The organism is Ancrocorticia sp., assembly GCF_052089425.1.
GTDB lineage: Bacteria > Actinomycetota > Actinomycetes > Actinomycetales > Actinomycetaceae > Ancrocorticia.
Map to the genome: position 1 here is coordinate 1 of NZ_JBQCZW010000021.1, position 18596 is coordinate 18596.

At 59.0% G+C, this 18596-nt stretch carries 18 protein-coding genes; 6 read left to right on the top strand and 12 right to left on the bottom strand.

The annotated features are described in order from the left end of the window. Nucleotides 1-61 precede the first annotated feature (61 nt). Nucleotides 62-655, top strand: a complete 594-nt coding sequence (locus ACTHV6_RS07820; RefSeq protein WP_441386729.1) for a hypothetical protein — start codon at nt 62-64, stop codon at nt 653-655. On the opposite strand, the gene ACTHV6_RS07825 is transcribed toward ACTHV6_RS07820, so the two are convergent. Next, nucleotides 597-863 carry a ribbon-helix-helix domain-containing protein gene (locus tag ACTHV6_RS07825; RefSeq protein ID WP_441386730.1) on the bottom strand — a complete coding sequence of 89 codons (267 nt, stop codon included), beginning with the start codon at nt 861-863 and terminating at the stop codon, nt 597-599. The two genes, ACTHV6_RS07820 and ACTHV6_RS07825, sit on opposite strands and share 59 nt — an antisense overlap. Before the next feature lie 82 nt (nt 864-945). On the opposite strand from ACTHV6_RS07825, the gene ACTHV6_RS07830 reads away from it, so the two are divergent. Beyond that, a complete protein-coding gene (locus ACTHV6_RS07830) occupies nt 946-1803 on the top strand; it encodes a MurR/RpiR family transcriptional regulator (RefSeq protein WP_441386731.1) in 858 nt (285 codons plus the stop codon). A 104-nt stretch (nt 1804-1907) separates the two neighbouring features. Here the strand turns inward: ACTHV6_RS07830 and ACTHV6_RS07835 are convergent, their stop codons facing one another. The 4 genes from ACTHV6_RS07835 to ACTHV6_RS07850 form a co-directional block, all read right to left on the bottom strand. Continuing rightward, entirely contained in the window at nt 1908-3248 is a 1341-nt protein-coding gene (locus ACTHV6_RS07835) for a lyase family protein (RefSeq protein WP_441386732.1), read from the bottom strand. 117 nt (nt 3249-3365) lie between these two features. Then, entirely contained in the window at nt 3366-4733 is a 1368-nt protein-coding gene (gene dcuC / locus ACTHV6_RS07840) for a C4-dicarboxylate transporter DcuC (protein ID WP_441386733.1), read from the bottom strand. A 307-nt stretch (nt 4734-5040) separates the two neighbouring features. After that, nucleotides 5041-5826: a hypothetical protein gene (locus tag ACTHV6_RS07845; RefSeq protein WP_441386734.1), complete on the bottom strand. Its 786-nt coding sequence runs from the start codon at nt 5824-5826 to the stop codon at nt 5041-5043. After that, complete coding sequence (locus ACTHV6_RS07850) at nt 5823-6899, bottom strand: ATP-binding cassette domain-containing protein (protein WP_441386735.1); 1077 nt, start codon at nt 6897-6899, stop codon at nt 5823-5825. Before ACTHV6_RS07850 ends, ACTHV6_RS07845 begins: the two co-directional genes overlap by 4 nt. A 268-nt stretch (nt 6900-7167) precedes the next feature. Between ACTHV6_RS07850 and ACTHV6_RS07855 the strand changes: the two genes are divergently transcribed. Then, nucleotides 7168-8064: a Bax inhibitor-1/YccA family protein gene (locus ACTHV6_RS07855; protein WP_441386736.1), complete on the top strand. Its 897-nt coding sequence runs from the start codon at nt 7168-7170 to the stop codon at nt 8062-8064. 122 nt (nt 8065-8186) lie between these two features. Here ACTHV6_RS07855 and ACTHV6_RS07860 read toward each other — a convergent pair whose 3' ends face one another. After that, entirely contained in the window at nt 8187-8588 is a 402-nt protein-coding gene (locus ACTHV6_RS07860) for an FKBP-type peptidyl-prolyl cis-trans isomerase (protein WP_441386737.1), read from the bottom strand. Nucleotides 8589-8764: 176 nt separating this feature from the next. Here ACTHV6_RS07860 and ACTHV6_RS07865 point away from each other — a divergent pair, with 176 nt between their 5' ends. Beyond that, the gene (locus ACTHV6_RS07865) at nt 8765-11116 is read left to right on the top strand and encodes an ATP-binding cassette domain-containing protein (RefSeq protein WP_441386773.1); all 2352 of its coding nucleotides are present in this window, start codon (nt 8765-8767) and stop codon (nt 11114-11116) included. Between the two features lie 41 nt (nt 11117-11157). On the opposite strand, the gene msrA is transcribed toward ACTHV6_RS07865, so the two are convergent. From msrA to trhA, 3 genes are all read right to left on the bottom strand, one after another. After that, complete coding sequence (msrA, locus tag ACTHV6_RS07870) at nt 11158-11799, bottom strand: peptide-methionine (S)-S-oxide reductase MsrA (RefSeq protein ID WP_441386774.1); 642 nt, start codon at nt 11797-11799, stop codon at nt 11158-11160. A gap of 168 nt (nt 11800-11967) precedes the next feature. Continuing rightward, nucleotides 11968-12453 (bottom strand): transcription elongation factor GreA, encoded by a 486-nt coding sequence (greA, locus tag ACTHV6_RS07875; protein ID WP_441386738.1) that lies wholly within the window; start codon nt 12451-12453, stop codon nt 11968-11970. A 301-nt stretch (nt 12454-12754) separates the two neighbouring features. Next, complete coding sequence (gene trhA / locus ACTHV6_RS07880) at nt 12755-13477, bottom strand: PAQR family membrane homeostasis protein TrhA (protein ID WP_441386739.1); 723 nt, start codon at nt 13475-13477, stop codon at nt 12755-12757. A 323-nt stretch (nt 13478-13800) separates the two neighbouring features. Between trhA and ACTHV6_RS07885 the strand changes: the two genes are divergently transcribed. Next, nucleotides 13801-14580: an isoprenyl transferase gene (locus ACTHV6_RS07885; RefSeq protein WP_441386740.1), complete on the top strand. Its 780-nt coding sequence runs from the start codon at nt 13801-13803 to the stop codon at nt 14578-14580. A gap of 144 nt (nt 14581-14724) precedes the next feature. On the opposite strand, the gene ACTHV6_RS07890 is transcribed toward ACTHV6_RS07885, so the two are convergent. The 3 genes from ACTHV6_RS07890 to xseA are packed head-to-tail and all read right to left on the bottom strand — an operon-like array spanning nt 14725 to nt 17298. Next, entirely contained in the window at nt 14725-15720 is a 996-nt protein-coding gene (locus tag ACTHV6_RS07890; protein ID WP_441386741.1) for a carbohydrate kinase family protein, read from the bottom strand. After that, nucleotides 15717-16034, bottom strand: a complete 318-nt coding sequence (locus ACTHV6_RS07895) for an exodeoxyribonuclease VII small subunit (RefSeq protein ID WP_441386742.1) — start codon at nt 16032-16034, stop codon at nt 15717-15719. Before ACTHV6_RS07895 ends, ACTHV6_RS07890 begins: the two co-directional genes overlap by 4 nt. After that, a complete protein-coding gene (xseA, locus tag ACTHV6_RS07900) occupies nt 16027-17298 on the bottom strand; it encodes an exodeoxyribonuclease VII large subunit (protein ID WP_441386743.1) in 1272 nt (423 codons plus the stop codon). Before xseA ends, ACTHV6_RS07895 begins: the two co-directional genes overlap by 8 nt. A 267-nt stretch (nt 17299-17565) precedes the next feature. On the opposite strand from xseA, the gene ACTHV6_RS07905 reads away from it, so the two are divergent. Continuing rightward, nucleotides 17566-18596, top strand: a 1031-nt coding sequence (locus ACTHV6_RS07905; protein WP_441386775.1) for a 4-hydroxy-3-methylbut-2-enyl diphosphate reductase, incomplete at its 3' end; no start/stop codon positions are given.

Consider the following 18596-nt stretch of genomic DNA (forward strand, 5'->3'; position numbering starts at 1 on the left):
CGGCTTTTCGACCTGTAGGGTGTGGAGAATTGAGCTGATCAAGAAAAGAAAGATGATGACGATGAAAATCAATACGACTATTCACCGCGTTGGTCTGGGTTTCCTTACAGCCCTTGTGTTGGGTGCATGCTCTCAAGCAGAAGATGGCGTGGCGGCCGAGGACGGCCAAGTCACCGAATCCGCTGAGTCCGGCATGCAAGACGTGCATTTAGGAGACGTTGCAGTCTCTATACCGGCGGAGTGGGTCCCTACGCCTGAATCGGAGAATACCGAGCTTTGGCCTGAAGGCTTTGATGATGCCGAAAGTGATCCGGCGATCCGGATACGCGTGGCTCCGTACACCATGGATACTCCGCACCCTGACGTGGTTGAGTCCGCACTCGCCCTGCAGGCGAACTATGAGGGCACCTACGGTGATGAATGGGAACGAGGAGAGCGCTCCAAGGAGGATATCCCCGGGGCATTCCGTAGCCTCACTGCGGACTTCACCTACGTTGGCGATGATGACGCGGATATGGTTGGTCGCTGGTGGTTCATGACAGATCCAGACACGTACGAGGTCTGGACGTTAGAGATTTCTGGCGAGGCTGACGTTCTCACAGATGATCTTCTTGAAGAAATCGATGAATCGGTTGAGTTCGATCCTCAGGACTGACGGACGTGGCGGCCCGACCCCACAACTCGGAGCCCACGGTCTGGTCCCACTCGGCATAGGCAGTCACATACTCAGCAGTGAGTTCCTCGGTGTGAAGGAGACGTATCGCCTGTCGCAGCGCAGCAGACCGCGAGCTCAGTTCCGCCTGAGCGGCGTACTGATCGAGCGTATCGATATCGGCCTCGCTGAGGTTCACACTGATTTCCATACCGTGATCCTACCAACGCTAATGTCCTCAGCTTGAGCCCAGGAAAGAACGAAGAGAGACCGCAGTGTGGAATGATGGACCTGTGAGCCCGAGCCTGTTTGAACGCCTAGCATCCCTTGACCGCTTGACCGGAACAGAGGAAACCTTAGCGCACTACTTCGAAGCGTCCTACCCAAGTTTGGCGTTCCAGAACCTTGAAACAGTCGTCCAGGGGACAGGAGTCAGCGCCACATCGGTGACTCGTTTTGTGCGCAGGCTCGATTACGCTGATTTCCGGGATTTCTCGGCATCGGTGAAGAGCGAGGTGGAAGCGAACTTCGATCGCCCGCTCCAGCGCGGCACCGAATCCATCCCGGATGGGCCGGGCATGGAGATGGTTCAGCACTTCACCCGGGCCACGGGTGACATCCAGCAAACAATGGATACGGTCTCAACCGAGGAGTTTACCCAGATCGCAGATCTGCTGGCCGATGAATCGCGCCCGCTCTTCCTCATCTCTGTTGCTACGGGACGCACGCTACTGCACTATTTCTACCTGCTGTGCAAATACCAACGAGGGAACGTGCACATGCTGTCGGGGATTGATATGAACTCCCACGAGCTAGTGGATCTCACGGCAGATTCGGTTGTCTTTGCTACGGCTTTTGACCGCCACCCTATGCCTGTTGAAGCAACTCTCAAGCTTGCGCGATCGCGCGGGGCAACAACAATCCTGCTCACGAATCGCGCGACTAGCCCGCTTCGCATTTACTCGGATCACGTGCTCCTTGTTCAATCGGATCCCACGCCTCGGTTCAAGAGCCGCGCCACGATGCTCCTCATGCTGGAGTCCTTGCTGGCGGGGATGGAGCATCGCCATCCCGAACGAACACTCGACCGCACCCGGCTGATAGAAGAAGGATCGGACCAGCTGAACATGTTCATCTGGCCCGATCGCTAATACCCTCAGCTTGAGCCTGCTTACTCGGCGGGTTCGGCGGCCTACTTGACGGGTTCGCCCACCTACTTGACCGGTTCAGTGGCCTAACTGACAGGTTCCGCAACCTACCTGACGGGTCCAGCCGCCTCGCGCGAGAGCCGCGCGGACAGCCCCGTGTAGTTTTCCGGCTGAGACAGCGCAGTGATATCGATTCCCTCGATCTTGTCCAGCACCTCGGGGCGCTCGGCAAGAAACTCCTCTAACCCAACGCCGGTTGCTCGGTGCTCCTGCGCGAACGCCTGTAGAAGATCATGGGCGCCCTCCTGACCCAAGCGTGGTGCTAGAGCCATCATGATTCCCTCGGTCATGAGGAGAACGCCCTCCTGATCAAGATTGGCCCGGAGCGCATCGCGATCAAAGTGAAGCCTTCCCAGTAATCCCAGCAGCTTCGCGGAGGCGCCTTCCGTGGCCACGAAGATTTGAGGAATGAGATCGCGCTGCACCTCGGACTGGCGGTGATCACGTTCATCGGCCGCGGGGGCTTGAGTGAGAACGGTGGAGGCCATCCCGGCCACAAGACGGGCACTTACGGAGGCCTTCATCGTGGTGAACGGGTTGAGTTTCTGCGGCATGGTGGATGATCCGGAAGAGTGAGCATCCATGGATTCGTGTGCCTCACCGATATCGGTGCGCTGCATGGCAAACAGATCCTCGGCGATCTTTCCAAGGCTCTGCGCGTAGATTGCAGTTGTGCAGGCAACTTCTGCCATGATGTCCCCGGCCGCGTGCCACGGAAGTGGTTCATAGGTCAGGCCAAGTTGCTCGGCCAGAACCTGAGCAGTACGAGGTCCGTCGTCCCCGAGCGAAGCGTAGGTTCCGGCAGCCCCGGAGAACTGGATGATCTCCGTGCGTGGCCGCATCTGAACGAGCCGTTCGCGATCCCTGCGCAACTCTGCCAGCCACCGGGCGAACCTCATGCCCAGCGTTGTGGGCAGGGCGTGCTGGCCGTTGGTCCGAGCCACCATCAAAGTCTCGGCATGAGTTTCCGCAAGCTGCGCCACTGCGCTGATCAATTCGTCCAGTTCGTCTAGGAGGATCGTTGCTGACCTCTGAATCTGAAGAGCTCGCGCCGTATCAAGAATGTCCTGCGTGGTGGCTCCATAGTGAACCCACCTGCGCGCGTCATCGGGGACGCGTGCACGCAGCGCATCAAGCACAGCTACCAGCGGGTTGCCCACTTTACCGCGCGAGACATCCGCAATCAGATCATCGCTAGGAACTGCTGCCTCCCGGATCATCTGTGCGGCGGCCTCTGGAAGAATCCCGAGATCCGCTTGCGCCTTGGCCAAACCGGCCTCCACGTCAAAGATGGCGCCCACGAGTGAGCCTTCGGACCACACATCCTCCATACGAGGCGTGGTGTATCCGCGTTTGTAAATGGCTGAGTTCAGGGCTCCAATACCCATTGTTCTCCTTGAGTCTAGTTGTGAGGGGCGGGAGATATTCTTTCCGGGATGGGCAGTAGTTCTACCCGACATGGGGAGGTGTGTGCTCCCCGAAGATAGCGTGCCCGCAGTGCTTGCTTACAGCAGAATGAGGCTAGCGGTGGCCATGACGATGAGGCCCACAACCATGGGCAGCACGGTACGGCGCACAACATCTATCGGATTGATGCCAACTCCACCAGCCACGGCGATCACAACGCCGGATATTGGGGACATGGACCGGAACAACCCCGAAGCGAACTCCATCGGGGTGATAAGTGCGGCGGCGGATCCACCCAGCCCGGACGCAATGTTGGGCACCAGTCCCGAGAAGGCGGAGAAGGCGCCAACGCCGGAGCCGGTGAGGAAGGTAACCAGCCCAACGATCAGCGTGAACACGATTGTCATCACTGCGAAGCCTGCGCCCAGCTTCTCGCCGCCTTCGATCATCATGTCGATGGCGCCGGTGGCGGTCAGGCCCTCGGCGAAGATCTGCGCGGCGATGATGAGCGCAACAACGCCGCCGAACATCTTGCCCATACCAGTGAACAATGCGGTGGAGGCATCCGCAGCTTGCTTGAAGGAACGGTTCCTGATCATTTCGCAGATCATTGCCACCAGCCACACGATGATGAAGGCCGCCACGGTGGTCAGCTCCACGGAATCGTTGACCAGTGGGCTGAAGATAATGAGCAGAACGATAGGCAGCACGAGGAACAGTGCGTACCAGCGCGGGCCGGATGCCGTATCGTCCGCCGCCTGCATATCGGTGGGCTTGTAGGTTTCCATCCCCTTCTTGTCGTAGTGGCGCTGGACGAAGTAGTGGGCGATCGAAATCGCGATAAACGTTGGAATGGCCACGATCAGCTGGTACTGCACGAAGTACACAACAGGGGATAGGTCAATGGTTCCGGCCGCCAGAACTGAGGTTCCAGATGCTGGCCCCATCGGCATGGCGGAGGCGGTGGCGATCACCGCGGCAGAGGCCGCTGGCGTGATGCCAGCCGCCGTGAGCACGGGAACCACCAACACGAGAAGCAAAATTGCTAGCCCGGCAGCGCTCGGGATAAACATGAACAGCACGGCGCCAAGCAGGTAGGTAAACACCAGCAGCATGTAGGGGTGCTTGATCTTTGATATGGGCGCGGAAAGTAATTCCACCAGCGCTCGCGATGCACCGATCTTGTTCATGTAGGTGGAGAATCCGCCTGCGGACATGATGATGAGGCCAACGCCAGTGAGCTGGCTGCCCGCCACGTTCTCGAACATGCCGATAACGTCCAGCCATCGGGAACCCGACGTGGATTCCTCGTCCAGAATGGCGAAGTCCGGTTGGAATGCGGTGGACACCGCGATGAGAAGAAATCCTGCCAGTAGGAGCACGATCACGGGCTTTTGCCCTTTGATCAGAAGAAATCCCGCTCCGAGCGTGGTCAGTAATGCGAAGACCGCTAAGAAGGCCGCCACAGTGTCACTCCCTTGTTAACTGTTGACTATCGACGAAAGGTAGATAGATACCGCATTATTCTTTTGGACGGTACATAACTAACACTACGGCAGAGTTCGGTAGTTTTCTAGCGATGTAAGGGAGTTGCTTTGTGGAAAACTACCGTTGTGGGGTGGGTGAGTGGGAAGCTTCGTCGTCGTCCTCAACATCGTTGTTATGAATAACGACGACGAACGCTCCGCGATGCCTCTGAACCTCACGTAGGCGGCAGAAAAAAGCTCGGGACCCGGCAACAAACCGGGCCCCGAGCGTCAGTAAAGCAAGGACTCAGACGTCCGAACGTGTGTAGCGCAGGAGTCCAAGGAGCCAGAAGGCAAGGGCGTACAGGATCCACACGATGCCGGAGGTGCTCCATGAGACGTCGTAGAAACTTGCGCCGAAATCCGTTGACGTGGAGCTTTGGATCAACTGCAGTGGCAAATAATCGACCAGAGTCTCGCGAATCCATTCGATGTTGATGAGTGTCACCGCGTTGGACACGTACACGAGGACCATACTCAATGTGATGGTGCCTGCGGTGGAGCGGAGGATGTAGCCCAGCGAGGTGGCCATCGTTGTGGCGGTGGTGAGTACTAGCCAGAACATGACCAGAGCACGGACGTTACCGTTGCCGAAATCCCACGAGCCATCGGCAAACACGGTGTAGACCAGAGTTGAGACTACCGTGAGCACCAGATTGACGGCGCCAATCATGAGGAACACTGCCACGTGCTTCGCGGTATAGGAACGCAGGCGCGATGGGTCTGACAGCGTGGTTGTACGCATCGTGTTGGATGAATACTCGTTGGTGACGGCGCTGGTTCCCAGTGCGAATGCGAAGATGATGAGGAAAGAAATGCCGGTGGTGACTACCTGAGCGTCCAACTGAAAATCGCCGTATTCATTCTGCGAAGCGCCCACCGGCCACATGATGAGGGCGTACAGCCCAATCATCGCTGCCGATTGCACCCAGAAGCTCCGAAGAAACGCGAGCTTGCGGATCTCCGAGAGCAAGGAATTGATGAAAGACGATCGGTACACGTGAGGATCGAGGACCAAGGGGCGATTGCTCATCGGGCACCTCCTTGATTCGCGGCGGGCGGTTGGGGATAGGTGCCCTGTGGGGAAATCCCTTGCGGTGGCATGCCTTGGGGCGGCATCGAAGCAATCCCGGGTTGTGGAGCCCCCTGTTGCGGATAAGGAGCGTTGCCCAGGCCCGGAACTGGCGCGCCAATCCCGTATTCGACGGAGGATTGTGTGAGTTCCATGTACACATCCTCAAGCGAGGAATGGGAATCGGAGAGCTCGTGGATTTCCAAGTTGGCCTCGTGAAGAATGTGGCCGATCTGCGCGCGATCAGCGGCACGAATATCGAGCACGCCATTCGGGTAATCGGCGCTAGGATCGCGGCGCACTCCGGACAGGCCAGCGTTGCCTAGCGCCTCTGCCATGGCGGCCAGCTCGGGGCCGGCCACGTGGACCACTGTGTGCGTGGCTGACTCCGTGAAATTCTTGATGGGGCCGGAGGCGATGAGGGCGCCGCGGCCGATCACCACGAGTTCATCGGCAGTGACCGACATCTCGCTCATCAGGTGGGAGGAAACCAGAACGGTGCGGCCCTGTGCCGCAAGATCGCGCATGAGGTCACGTACCCACCGCACGCCGTCTGGATCTAGACCGTTGACAGGTTCATCGAACAGGAGAACCTCGGGATCACCGAGCAGAGCGTTGGCAATACCAAGGCGTTGGCCCATTCCAAGCGAGAATCCCTTGAGGCGCTTGTCCGCCACTTGGGCGATGCCGGTCATCTCCAGCACGTCATCCACCCGCTTGTCCGGGATGCCGTGCGTGCGCGCCACTACTCTCAGCTGCTGGCGGGCCGTGCGCTTGGGATGGAAAGCCTTACCATCCAGCAGAGCGCCAACGGACGTCAGTGGTGATTTCAGCTGCCCGTACTCTACGCCGCCAATCGTGCAACGCCCCGAAGTTGGGCGATCCAGCCCGACGATGCAGCGCATGGTGGTGGATTTGCCGGAGCCGTTCGGACCGAGGAAGCCCGTCACCTTTCCCTGGGACAGCGTGAAGCTCAGATTGTTCACAGCTGTCGTGTGACCGTAGCTCTTCACGAGGTTCTCAACGCTAATCACGAGAATCCTTTCGATGGTACAAACACAACATAACGAACCGTACATGGCCAACCTGCAAAGAAGTCTGGGCTTCCACGGGGTGGTGGACTTTCAGAAAGTGGCGGGTTTCGCGCGCCGGTGGGGTTTCATTTCCGTCTCATTTTGCGCTGATGGCTAAGCAGGGAGTGCATTACCTTAGTCCTATCGATTAAGATGGCCGTGGTCATTGCTCTGCAGTGCTCAGTTATGCTCATCCGCAAGAGGAGGACCATTGAGCAACAATCCAGTTATGAATCGCAACCCTTACTTCCAAGGGCAAGCGACAACACCAAATTCGTACTACGCCGCGCCGAATCAGGGTCAGCAGTACCCCCAGCAAGATCAGTACGGGCAGTACGCACAGAATCAGTACGGTCAAAACCAGTACGATCCTTACGCTCAGGCCCAATACGCGGGCCAGTATTCCCCGCAGCAGCAATACGCTGGAGCATTCGGCCAGCAGGCGCGCCCGGGGGCTATGACGTATGACGATGCCATGGTGAAAACCCTGATCCTTCTGGCTGTGGCCGTTGTATCGGGCGCTGTGGCGATGGCTCTCACGCCCTCGATCGGCACGAATGGCATTCTTGTCCTGGCAATCGGCGGAGCCCTAGCAGCTTTCGTTATTGGCATGGTGGCGGCCTTCCAGAAGATGGTCAAGCCGTGGCTTGCTGTTGGCTACGCACTTCTTGAAGGTGTGGCGCTCGGTGCGCTCACGGGAGCCGTTGACACGCTCTATCCGGGTATTGGACTTCAAGCTGTACTCGGTACGGCCATCGTGGTTGCGGTCGCCGTATTCCTGCACGTCAGCGGCAAGGTGCGGACAACTCCCAAGGGACGCCGGATCGTCTCCGTTGTGCTCATCTCCTACATTATCTTTGGCATCATGAACCTCGTCCTCGTATGGACGGGCATCCTGCCAGGCTTTGGTATGCGTGGGGGAGCATTCGGAATCGTTCTTGGGCTGGTCATTATCGCCATCGCTGGCTACATGCTGATCAGCGATCTTGAGACGGTCAAGCTGGCCGTTCAGAACAGCGCACCGCGTGAGTTCGCATGGACCTGTGCCTTCGGCATCGTCATGACGATTCTGTGGATCTACGTGGAGGTTCTCCGTATCGCGATGATACTTGCCTCCAATCGTTGATCCTTCTTATGGAGGATTGACGAACGCCATAAGAGTTTTGGCAGAGTGAAGGGCCGGGAGCTGATGCTTCCGGCCCTTCACTCACATCGATGCGGGGTTCAAGGCCCCGTTGCTGGATGCCGTTACTGGACACCCACCAGATCAACCACAAACACCAAGGTATCGGTTCCGCCAATACCTGCAGCTGGCTGCCCGGCGGCTCCATAGCCCTTCTCAGGAGGAATGGAGATCAGGAGGCGTGAGCCCACGTTCTTGCCAACGATGCCCTGATCCCATCCTTGGATCACTGCCCCAACGCCAATCGGGAACGTTGCGGGCGTGCCACGCTGGAACGAGGAATCGAATACGCCGCCTCCCCAGATCTGGCCGTGATAGTTGGCCTGAAGTTCGCGCCCGGTTGTCACAGTGGGGCCGGTGCCTTTCTCTAGCACCTTGATGTGGAGACCCTTCGGGGCGGGGCTGTCAGGGAAGGTCAGTTCTGGCGTCTGGCCAAAGCTGCCGGTGACGGTAGGTAGTTGAGGCATGGGTGTCCTTTCGGATTGCAGTCCTATCAATCCCCACCAGCTTAGCCGCAGCACGCGCCGATTCACTGCGAGGTGTTCGTCTCCAAAGCTGACGAACCACCTTCGCTTCGCTACACTCAGCGGTGCGCTAGAGCGGCGTAGCGGATGGAATGTGGAAGGCCTGATCATTGAACGACGTGCATAATCGAGCGATACGCGTACGCGGCGCCCAGGAGAACAACCTCAAGAGCATCGATGTTGATATCCCCAAGGGCCAGTTAACGGTTTTCACCGGGGTGTCTGGATCAGGCAAGAGCTCGCTCGTGTTTGACACGGTTGCGGCTGAATCGCGGCGCCTCATCAACGAAACCTATCCCGCATTTCTCCAAGGATTTATGCCCGCCCTTGAGCGGCCGCACGTTGATGAGCTGGAAGGTATCACCACGGCCATCACGGTAGATCAGGAACGGCTGGGATCGAATCCTCGCTCGACAGTTGGAACGGCAACTGACGTTAACGCGATGCTCCGGATCCTGTTCTCGCGGCTCGGGCAACCCTATTGGGGCCCGCCACAGGCCTTCTCCTTCAATGTTCCAACCGTCAGCGGCACCGGCGCACTCAAGGTCCAGAAGGGAACATCGGTTCAGCCGGTCAAGCGTACGTATACGGCGCTTGGAGGCATGTGTCCGCGATGTGAGGGCATGGGACGCATCAATGACATCGATCTGGATGAAGTGTATGACGCTTCCAAGTCACTCAACGAAGATCCGCTGAAGATTCCGGGTTACAAAGTGGGCGGCTGGAATTGGAAGATCTACGCTCAGTCAGGGATGGTTGATCCGGACAAAAAGATCGAGAAGTACTCGAAGCGAGAGCTCCACAACTTCCTGTACGCCGAGCCTCAGAAGATCCGTTTCCAAGAGATGAACTTGACCTACGAGGGCCTCATTCCGCGTATCGAAAAGGCGATGCTGAAGAAGGAACGGGACTCGATGCAGCCAGCCGTGCGTGAATTCGTTGATCGTGCCGTGGTTTTCACAGGGTGCCCGGAGTGTGAGGGAACGAGGCTGTGCCAAGGCGCCCGCGATGCCCGTATCAATGGCGTCTCCATCGCGGACGTATGCGACATGCAGATTGACGAGGCCGCGCAATGGGTACGCGGAATCGCCGATAGCTCCGTCAGTCCCTTGACCTCTGGACTCGCGGAGGTGCTCGATTCGTTCGTGGACATGGGGCTGGGATACCTCTCGCTTGCCCGGCCCGCTGGATCACTTTCGGGCGGCGAGGCACAGCGCACCAAGATGATTCGGCATCTTGGCAGCGCCCTAACGGACGTCACCTACGTGTTCGATGAGCCAACGGTGGGCCTACATCCTCACGACATTTCGCACATGAATAATCTGCTCCTCAAGCTGCGGGACAAGGGCAACACTGTTCTGGTTGTTGAGCACAAGCCAGACGTCATCGAGATTGCGGACCACATCATTGATATCGGGCCTGGCGCTGGTAGTTCCGGTGGCCAGATTTGTTTTGAAGGTACGGTGGCGGAGCTACGTGAATCCGCCACGCTTACCGGGCAGCACCTAGCCGATCGGGTGGCCGTCAAAGATAGTTGCCGCAAGCCGAATGGCTACCTTGCCATTGAAGGTGCCACCGCCAACAATCTGCGGGACGTTTCCGTGAATATCCCCAAGGGAGTACTCACCGTGCTGACCGGTGTGGCTGGATCGGGTAAGAGTTCCCTCATTGGCGAGATTCCGAATGAGGCGGAGGCCGTCGTCGTCGATCAAACTCCCATCAAAGCCTCGCGCCGTTCAAACCCTTCGACTTATACGGGCGTTCTGGACCCAATCCGGAAGGCTTTCGCCAAGGCAAACGGGGTAAAACCCTCGCTATTTTCCCCGAACTCTGAGGGCGCATGCGAGAACTGCAAGGGCGCCGGAACGATCTATACGGACTTGGGGATGATGACGGGCGTGACGTCCGTGTGCGAAGTATGCGAGGGCAAACGATTCGAACCGGCGGTTTTAGAGTACGAATTCGGCGGCAAGAACATCGGCGAGATCTTTGAAATGCCGATCGACGAGGCGCTGGCACTCTTCAGCGCACCCGATTCATCGGTTCTGGCGGCGAAGAAGATTCTCACGCACCTCCACGATGTGGGCCTCGGATACGTGCCGCTGGGCCAGCCGCTCACCACTCTCTCTGGCGGGGAGCGCCAGCGCCTCAAACTGGCCACTCACATGGGGGAGAAGGGTGGAATCTACATCCTCGATGAGCCAACCAGTGGCTTGCATCTGGCTGATATCCAGAAGCTGCTGGCGCTCCTCGATAGTTTGGTTGATAGCGGGAAAACCGTGATTGTTATCGAGCACCATCAGGCGGTCATGGCCCATGCCGATTGGATCATTGATCTGGGCCCCGGTGCCGGGCGTGACGGAGGGCAAGTCGTGTTCGAGGGCACGCCGCGTGACATGGTGGAGCAGCGATCGACCGTGACGGGCGAATACCTTGCGCGGTATGTTTCGGGGACCGGAACCGGGAAGTAACGGATCCGGGGAGTAGGTTGCCTGCCCTACTGCTGCCTGCCCTACTGCGCGAGCGGACCCGAGCCGGGGATCGGGCAGGCGACTCCCGTGCGCGCATGGCACTGGTAGCCGTTTGGATTCTTCTGGAGGTATTGCTGGTGCTCGTCCTCGGCCGGGTAGAAGCGGCCAGCTTCCAGCACTGAGAGCACCTCAGTGACGATGGCTCCGTGGCCGGCTTCCGTCAGCTTGTCCTGATACGCCGTGATCATCTCACGCGCCGTATCTTCCTGTTCCTGCGTGGTGGTAAAGATCGCCGAACGATACTGCGTGCCGATATCCCCACCCTGCCGGTTCAAACTGGTGGGATCGTGGGATTCGAAGAAGGCCTGCAGAAGCGTAGCGGTGGGAAGCTTGGATGGCGTGTAGAGCACGCGGACTGTTTCCGCATGGCCGGTCTTGCCCGTGCACACTTCCTCATAGGTTGGATTGGGGGTGAATCCGCCCATGTAGCCAACCGCCGTGGAATCTGCGCCCAGTTCCCACGCAAGCTTTTCCGCACCCCAGAAACATCCCGAGGCTAGATAGATCATCTCCTGATCTTCTTCCGGTTCGCCAAGGAGATCGGTTCCAAGGACCGTGTGCGGCTGAGGCTCCGGCAACACGGTGGTGTCGCGGCCCTTCAGTGCATCTTCCCGTGAAACCATCTTCGTCTTGTCCGCTTCATCCCATAAAAACACGATGACCCCCAGATCTAAAAAGCATTGCCTCCCTATTCTCCCGCTCGTGGAGCTAAAGAATAGAGAGGCAAGCGCAGAGCGAAATCTGCTAGCCGATGCCTATCCGCGCCGGCTTAGTGACATATCGGCTGTGGCTCAGTGATCGAGGCTTTCGATCTTGACGATCTCCACCGGGATCTTGCGGCCATTTGGTGCCTGGAACTTCGTCTTATCGCCGGCCTTGAGGCCGATGATGGCCTGTCCGAGCGGCGCGTTTTCCGGGTACACCTCAACGTCCACCAAATCTGACTGTTCGCGCGAACCGATAAGGAAACGTTCCTCATCACCGGCGATCTTGGCGGTGATGACGTTGCCTGGCACAACGGTATCCGTGCTGGTTGGCGCGGACACGTGAGCGTTTTCGAGCAGATGGGTGAGCTCGATGATCCGGCCCTCCATCTTGGACTGTTCTTCGCGAGCTGCCTGATATCCGCCGTTCTCACGGAGATCACCTTCGGAACGGGCGGCCTCGATCTTTTGTGCAATCTCTGCACGCTTGACCGTGGTCATTTCTTCCAGCTCTGCTTGCAGATGTTCGAAAGTAGCGGGGGATAGCCACGTACCTTGATTATCTTCAGCCATCTGATGCTCCTTCGGAGTTAGTAGCCGCAGGTGCGACTGTGCGTAGGTGCCGCATGGGCGGCGATACAAAAAAAGTCATGCCCGCGGCTACGGGCATGTCTTACTGCTGGCAACACTACCAGCGTAGCCACGTAAATCAACTGAAGGCCGCCTTTTACGCAACTATTGCGCGAAAGGTGAACGGTTCGGCTTGTTGAACGCAGCTAGCTCACCACGACCTGTCAGAATAAACCATGGCCCACGAGGCTGCGTCACGATCTGCGAGATCATGTCATGATCTGCGAGGTCGCGTCGTGACCTGTTAGGCCATGACTGCCAACCATACAGCCACCGCGTGGCAGGCATAACCGAACAAAGTCCCAGTGTGGAAGAACTCGTGGAAGCCCCATGCGCGCGGCCACGGGTTCGGCCAGCGGAAGCCGTAGCACAGCGCTCCGAGCGTGTAGGAAAGGCCTCCAGCGATAATCAGCCATACAACGGCAGGACCGCCCGCCTGCCAAAAGTTTGGTAGGAACCCGACCGCAACCCACCCGAGCGCCACATACAGTGGGGTGTACAGCCAGCGCGGAGCCCCGGGCTTGAACACCGAGAGCAAAACACCGCCAATGGCTCCGGCCCACACGATGCCCAGCACGAGAGCCGCCGTACGCGCAGGCAAGAGCGCCACGGCAAGCGGGGTGTAGGTGCCAGCGATGAGCAAGAAGATGTTGGAATGATCAATCCGCCGCAGGACCGAATGGACGCGCACGGACCAGCGCCCCAGATGGTACACCGCCGAGTTTCCGAAGAGGAACACGGCCGATAATCCAAACACCACGCAGGCGGCCCGAACACCCGCAGTGGGTGCCAGAACTACCAGAACGATCGAATTGGCAAGAGCCAACGGCGCAGTTACAGCATGGATCCAGCCGCGGGCGGCAGGCTTGGGCAGGGCGTTGAGCCGTTCCTTGCGGGCGGCAATCTTGGACGTAGCGGATTCTTTTCGCTCGGCCGATGGTGCCTGGTGCTCTATGGAAGCGCTCATCAATCCTCCAAGGATTCGTTGGTCTCAGCGCCATTCTATGGCCGGGAGGTGGGGAAGGGCAGGGCCAGTGCGATTCTGTTAGGGATGTCCCTCCCGCTTTGCCATTTCCCATCGCGCGTCCTCACGCGCCTCTAGCCTGGCGCGTCCTCTAGCACCCTTAGCCTTGCCCAACCTCGCCCCGCTCCCGCCGTGCCGCCGCTGACCGAGCGCGCCCAGTGCACCCAAACGCCCAGCATTTACGCAAGATGTGTGTTTGATTAATGGGAAATATGCTCAAGCCTCCCTGAATGCGGACCATCAGGCGATAATCTGTTGAATGTCCTATGGAGAGGGGATCTCGAGTGCGCGCACCTACGTTTCTGTATCGGTTGTATGAGCAGCGCCTGCTGCACGAGTTGGAAGGCGGCCTCCTGCCCAATCACGTCTCCGTGATTCTGGACGGCAATCGCCGATGGGCGCGCGAGCTTGGCCAGCCCGCCGCATACGGCCACCGCATGGGCGCCGATCGCATCACCGAATTCCTCGAGTGGTGCGAAGAAGTCCAGATCCGTATCGTCACATTGTGGCTGCTTTCCACCGATAACCTTGATCGGGATGAGAAAGAGCTCCACGAACTGATGGGAATCATCTGTGAGGTTGTAGAGGTCCTCGCGGAAACCGGCCGCTGGCACCTTGCTATGGTGGGGAATCTGGATATGCTCCCCGAGTTCAGCCGTGACCGCCTGCGCGCTGCCGAAGCGGAAACCGCCAACGTGGAGGGAGTCCGTGTCAACATCGCCGTTGGGTACGGCGGACGCCAAGAGATCGCCGATGCCGTTCGCGATTTTCTGCGTGACGAAGCGGCAGCCGGTCACACCCTCACCGACGTGGCGGATTCCCTGTCCCTCGATGACATCACCGATCATCTGTACACCAAGGGTCAACCCGATCCCGATCTGGTGATCCGCACCTCGGGCGAGCAGCGCATGAGCGGCTTCATGCTCTGGCAGTCCGTCCACACGGAACTGTACTTCTGCGAGGTCTATTGGCCCGATTTCCGCCGCACGGACTTCCTGCGCGCGCTCCGAGATTTTACCCAGAGAGAGCGGCGGCTCGGTAAGTAGGGGGTTTGGCAGGTAGGTTTCGTCGTCGTCAAAAATAACGACGACGACGTTCTTGCCCCTCGTGCCGAATCCAAGGCGGCGAATCTTCTCAACGCGGCGCCCATGCCCGATCGCGGACGAATAGGCGCTCAGAAGAGATGCGGATTAGGAGAGTGGAACGCCCGTCATTCCCGCCGTCTGATACAACTCGTGCTGATCAACCAGCTCGCCGCGCGTGGGAAGGCTCGCACCCGGACGTGATATGGTGATCGCTGCCGAGGTGGCGGCGTAAGCAACTAATGTTCGCAGGTTGGCCGGCGAAATCCGGCGCAGGTCCTCGCGGTACTCGGCGCCGTCCAGAGAGATCCGGGTCAGCCCGTCGATCAACGCAGCGAAGAAGGACGCTCCCGCGCCCACGGTATCCACCACGTCTACAGGTGGAGCGGGCTGATGGAGGACTGAGCCGTCACAGGAATAGGCGTCCGCGCCGGCAAAACCGCGCGTGATGACAACGATGGCAGGTCCCAGAGTGAGCCACTCCTCGGCAACCTTCTCGCAGTTAACGCCCTCGCCGTACAGGACCCTCAGATCCTCCTCCGAGGCCTTGACGATATCCGAAAGAACAACCGATTCCTTCACCATGCGGCGTGACTCCTCGATATCATCGAGCAATACCTGACGCACGTTGGGATCGTAGAACACCGTGGCATCGCCGCGAACGTGGCGAATCCAGTCCAATACTTTCTCGGCACCCGGCGCCACACGCGTGGAGAAGGAACCGAAGGCCACCGTAGTTGGATCGAGGATCTCAAGATCGAGCTTGCATGCGGCCGATTGCGGGGTGTCCTGAATATCCCACGTGAAATCGAAATCATAGGAGACCTCGCCATCCGCGGCTACCGTGACGGAGGCGGTGGATGTGGGGCTTGTCCGGAAGGCATCCTCGCGCAGCCACAGTTCGAGGCCGTTGGAAGCCGCGTACTCCTCAAGCATGGCGCCATCAGAGTCCTGCCCGAAATCCGTGACCAAGCGAACGGTGCGGCCCAGCCGCCGCAAACCGATGGCCACATTCAGCATAGATCCACCGGGGTGGCGGACAACCGTGCCATCCGCAGCAGTAATGACATCAACTAGGGCTTCACCGATCACTAGGGAACTCATTGGTCCTCCTCGGTCGCGGCTTTATCTGCGGCACTAGGCGTTGGTTCGGTGACGGCCTCCAGCCTGCTGCGTGCGCCATCCAGCCATTCCTGACACTTGCGGGCCAAAGCCTCGCCGCGTTCCCAGAGGGCCAGTGAATCCTCCAGCGGAAGCGAACCTTGCTCCAGCTGAGTGACGATCTCCACCAGTTGGGAGCGTGCTTCTTCGTAGCTGAGCTGGTCAATGCCGGCGATCTGGGTCTTGTCGGGGGTATGGGCGCTCTGCGCGGAATCGTCGTGTGCGTCAGGGCCGGTTGGCTGCGAAACCTTAACCATGACGTTCTCCTTCGTAAACAGTTGTGACTCCCAGATCGAGTGAGCCGGAAGAAAGTATTGCATGAATGCTCTCGCCTTCGGAAACGGCGTGAGCAGACGTGACGATGCTGCCGCCAGCCTGATCATCGGTGCGAAGAATGGAGTAGCCGCGATCGAGCGTTGCTTGCGGCGAAAGCGCCCGCAATTGGGACAATGAGCTCGTGAGGTGTGCGGCAGAAGCGTCCAATGCGCGGCGCATGTGGCTGCGGAGCCACTGGCGTAGCGAAGCGAGATCCGTTTCGCGCATGTCCACCATGGTTTCTGGGCGAGCGAACGGCGGCCGTGCCATGAGAGCGGCCAAATCGCGATCCGCGTGATTGATCCGGGAGCGTAGGGCGTTGCGCATACGCTGCGTGCATTCGGCGGCCACGGCGTATTCTTCGGCAACGTCGGGGACCAGAAGCTTCGCCGCATCCGTCGGGGTTGAAGCGCGTACATCCGCTACGAGATCCAGAATTGGGCTGTCGCCCTCGTGGCCGATAGCGGAGACAATCGGGGTGCGGGTGGCCGCTGCCGCGCGCATCAGGCGTTCATCGGAGAACGGCAGCAGATCCTCCACGCTCCCGCCGCCGCGCGCGAGCACGATCACGTCCACGGCAGGATTGGAATCGAGAGACTGGAGCGCGTGGATCATGGCCTCAACGGCGCCATTTCCCTGGACCTGAACCTCGCGCGTATCGAAGGAAACCGCCGGCCACCGTAGGCGCGCGTTGACCTCAACATCCTCCTTCGCCTTGGTGTTGCGGCCACAGATCAGCCCGATGGAGGCTGGCAGGAAGGGGAGTGGCTTCTTGCGGCGCGGATCGAAGAGGCCCTCAGCGGCCAGCTGTTTCTTCAGCAGTTCGAGGCGGGCCAGAATATCCCCCAACCCAACGGGACGGATCTCATCCGCCCACAGAGAAAGTGAGCCGTTGCCTTCATAGAAATCCGGCTTGGCACACACAACAACGCGGCTACCGGATTCCACCGTATCGGGCAACAAGAAGGACAAAATCTTGACCGTGATCGAACTGTTCGCCTCAAGATCCCGCAACGTCAGGAACTGCACCTTGGCGCCAGGCCTGCGCTGGAGGGTAATGACCTCTCCCTCTACCCATAGCCGCGACATCGCGGCCACGTACTCTTTGATTTTGGCAGAGAGAATCCTCAAGGGCCACGGATGGTCCGGTGAGGTGAGTGCTGCTTGCTGAGGGAGATCAGCAGGCACAGGGATTCTCGATGCCATGTACCTATCGTGTCATTATGTGAGTGGGTAATTCTGTGCCATGCGTCCCATACCGCTCCCAACTTCTGGCGCTCCCAACTTCTACCGCTCCCAACTTCTACCGCTCCCCATTCCTAGGAGACGTCACAACTACTCACACACGGTGTGGGCGGGTTCCACGCGATGTGGGTGGGTGCGGTGTGTCCAGTCACTCTCGCGATCCAGATGGGAGGCCAGTAGGGTGAAGGGGTGACTGTCCAAGAAACTGGCTTTGGTCCCACCATTTCATTGGCGGGCGCCTCCGCATTCCCGTCAACCGTTCCCTCGAATCCTTCACCGGATGGCCGAAGGATTCTCTTGGCAACCCCTCGCGGATACTGCGCTGGCGTTGATCGGGCCGTTGATGCGGTGGAGAAGGCCCTTGAGCTATACGGAGCGCCCGTTTATGTGCGCAAGGAAATCGTGCACAACAAGTACGTTGTGGAAACCTTGACGCGGCGTGGTGCCATTTTCGTCTCTGAAACTGACGAGGTCCCCGAAGGTGCTCGCGTTGTCTTTTCGGCACACGGCGTTTCGCCGCAGGTTCACGCCGAGGCGGAGGCTCGTAACCTTCAAACGATCGACGCCACCTGCCCGCTGGTCACCAAGGTCCACAAGCAGGCCGTGCGATTTGCGAACAGCGATTACGACATCCTGCTCATCGGGCATACCGGCCACGAAGAAGTTGAGGGCACACAGGGCGAGGCCCCCGAACACATTCAGGTGATCAACGGTCCAGAGGAAGTGGATCAGGTTGTTGTCCGTGACCCGGAGAAGGTTGTCTGGATCTCCCAGACCACCCTGTCCGTAGACGAGACTCTCAAGACCGTTGCTCTGCTGCGCGAACGCTTCCCAAAGATGATCGATCCACCTTCTGACGATATTTGCTACGCAACATCTAATCGCCAAGGCGCCGTTAAGTCCATGGCTCCCGATTGCGATGCGGTGATTGTTGTGGGATCGGCGAACTCATCGAATTCTGTACGGCTGGTTGAAGTGGCGTTGGAAGCCGGGGCTGGCGCCGCCTACCGCGTGGATACTGCGGCGGAGGTACAGCCCGAGTGGCTGGACGGCGTCACCACAATCGGCATCACCTCTGGTGCATCGGTTCCTGAAATCCTCGTCCGCGAGGTGGTGGAAACCCTCAGGGATCTCGGTTATCCGGAAGTTCAGCCGGTTACCACCGCAACAGAGGACATCCGGTTCTCCTTGCCCAAGAATCTGCGCGGTGATCTTAAGGCTACCGGCGCCCATCCCGACCGCCCACACAAGGTGCGTGA

What these genes read in the sequence shown, in the direction of transcription:
- xseA (WP_441386743.1), bottom strand. Translation starts at nt 17,298, where the DNA reads ATGGCATCGAGAATCCCTGTGCCTGCTGATCTCCCTCAGCAAGCAGCA.
- ACTHV6_RS07835 (WP_441386732.1), bottom strand. Translation starts at nt 3,248, where the DNA reads ATGGGTATTGGAGCCCTGAACTCAGCCATTTACAAACGCGGATACACC.
- msrA (WP_441386774.1), bottom strand. Translation starts at nt 11,799, where the DNA reads ATGGTTTCACGGGAAGATGCACTGAAGGGCCGCGACACCACCGTGTTG.
- ACTHV6_RS07855 (WP_441386736.1), top strand. Translation starts at nt 7,168, where the DNA reads ATGAATCGCAACCCTTACTTCCAAGGGCAAGCGACAACACCAAATTCG.
- ACTHV6_RS07860 (WP_441386737.1), bottom strand. Translation starts at nt 8,588, where the DNA reads ATGCCTCAACTACCTACCGTCACCGGCAGCTTTGGCCAGACGCCAGAA.
- ACTHV6_RS07895 (WP_441386742.1), bottom strand. Translation starts at nt 16,034, where the DNA reads ATGGTTAAGGTTTCGCAGCCAACCGGCCCTGACGCACACGACGATTCC.
- trhA (WP_441386739.1), bottom strand. Translation starts at nt 13,477, where the DNA reads ATGAGCGCTTCCATAGAGCACCAGGCACCATCGGCCGAGCGAAAAGAA.
- ACTHV6_RS07885 (WP_441386740.1), top strand. Translation starts at nt 13,801, where the DNA reads ATGGAGAGGGGATCTCGAGTGCGCGCACCTACGTTTCTGTATCGGTTG.
- greA (WP_441386738.1), bottom strand. Translation starts at nt 12,453, where the DNA reads ATGGCTGAAGATAATCAAGGTACGTGGCTATCCCCCGCTACTTTCGAA.
- ACTHV6_RS07890 (WP_441386741.1), bottom strand. Translation starts at nt 15,720, where the DNA reads ATGAGTTCCCTAGTGATCGGTGAAGCCCTAGTTGATGTCATTACTGCT.
- ACTHV6_RS07825 (WP_441386730.1), bottom strand. Translation starts at nt 863, where the DNA reads ATGGAAATCAGTGTGAACCTCAGCGAGGCCGATATCGATACGCTCGAT.
- ACTHV6_RS07820 (WP_441386729.1), top strand. Translation starts at nt 62, where the DNA reads ATGAAAATCAATACGACTATTCACCGCGTTGGTCTGGGTTTCCTTACA.
- ACTHV6_RS07845 (WP_441386734.1), bottom strand. Translation starts at nt 5,826, where the DNA reads ATGAGCAATCGCCCCTTGGTCCTCGATCCTCACGTGTACCGATCGTCT.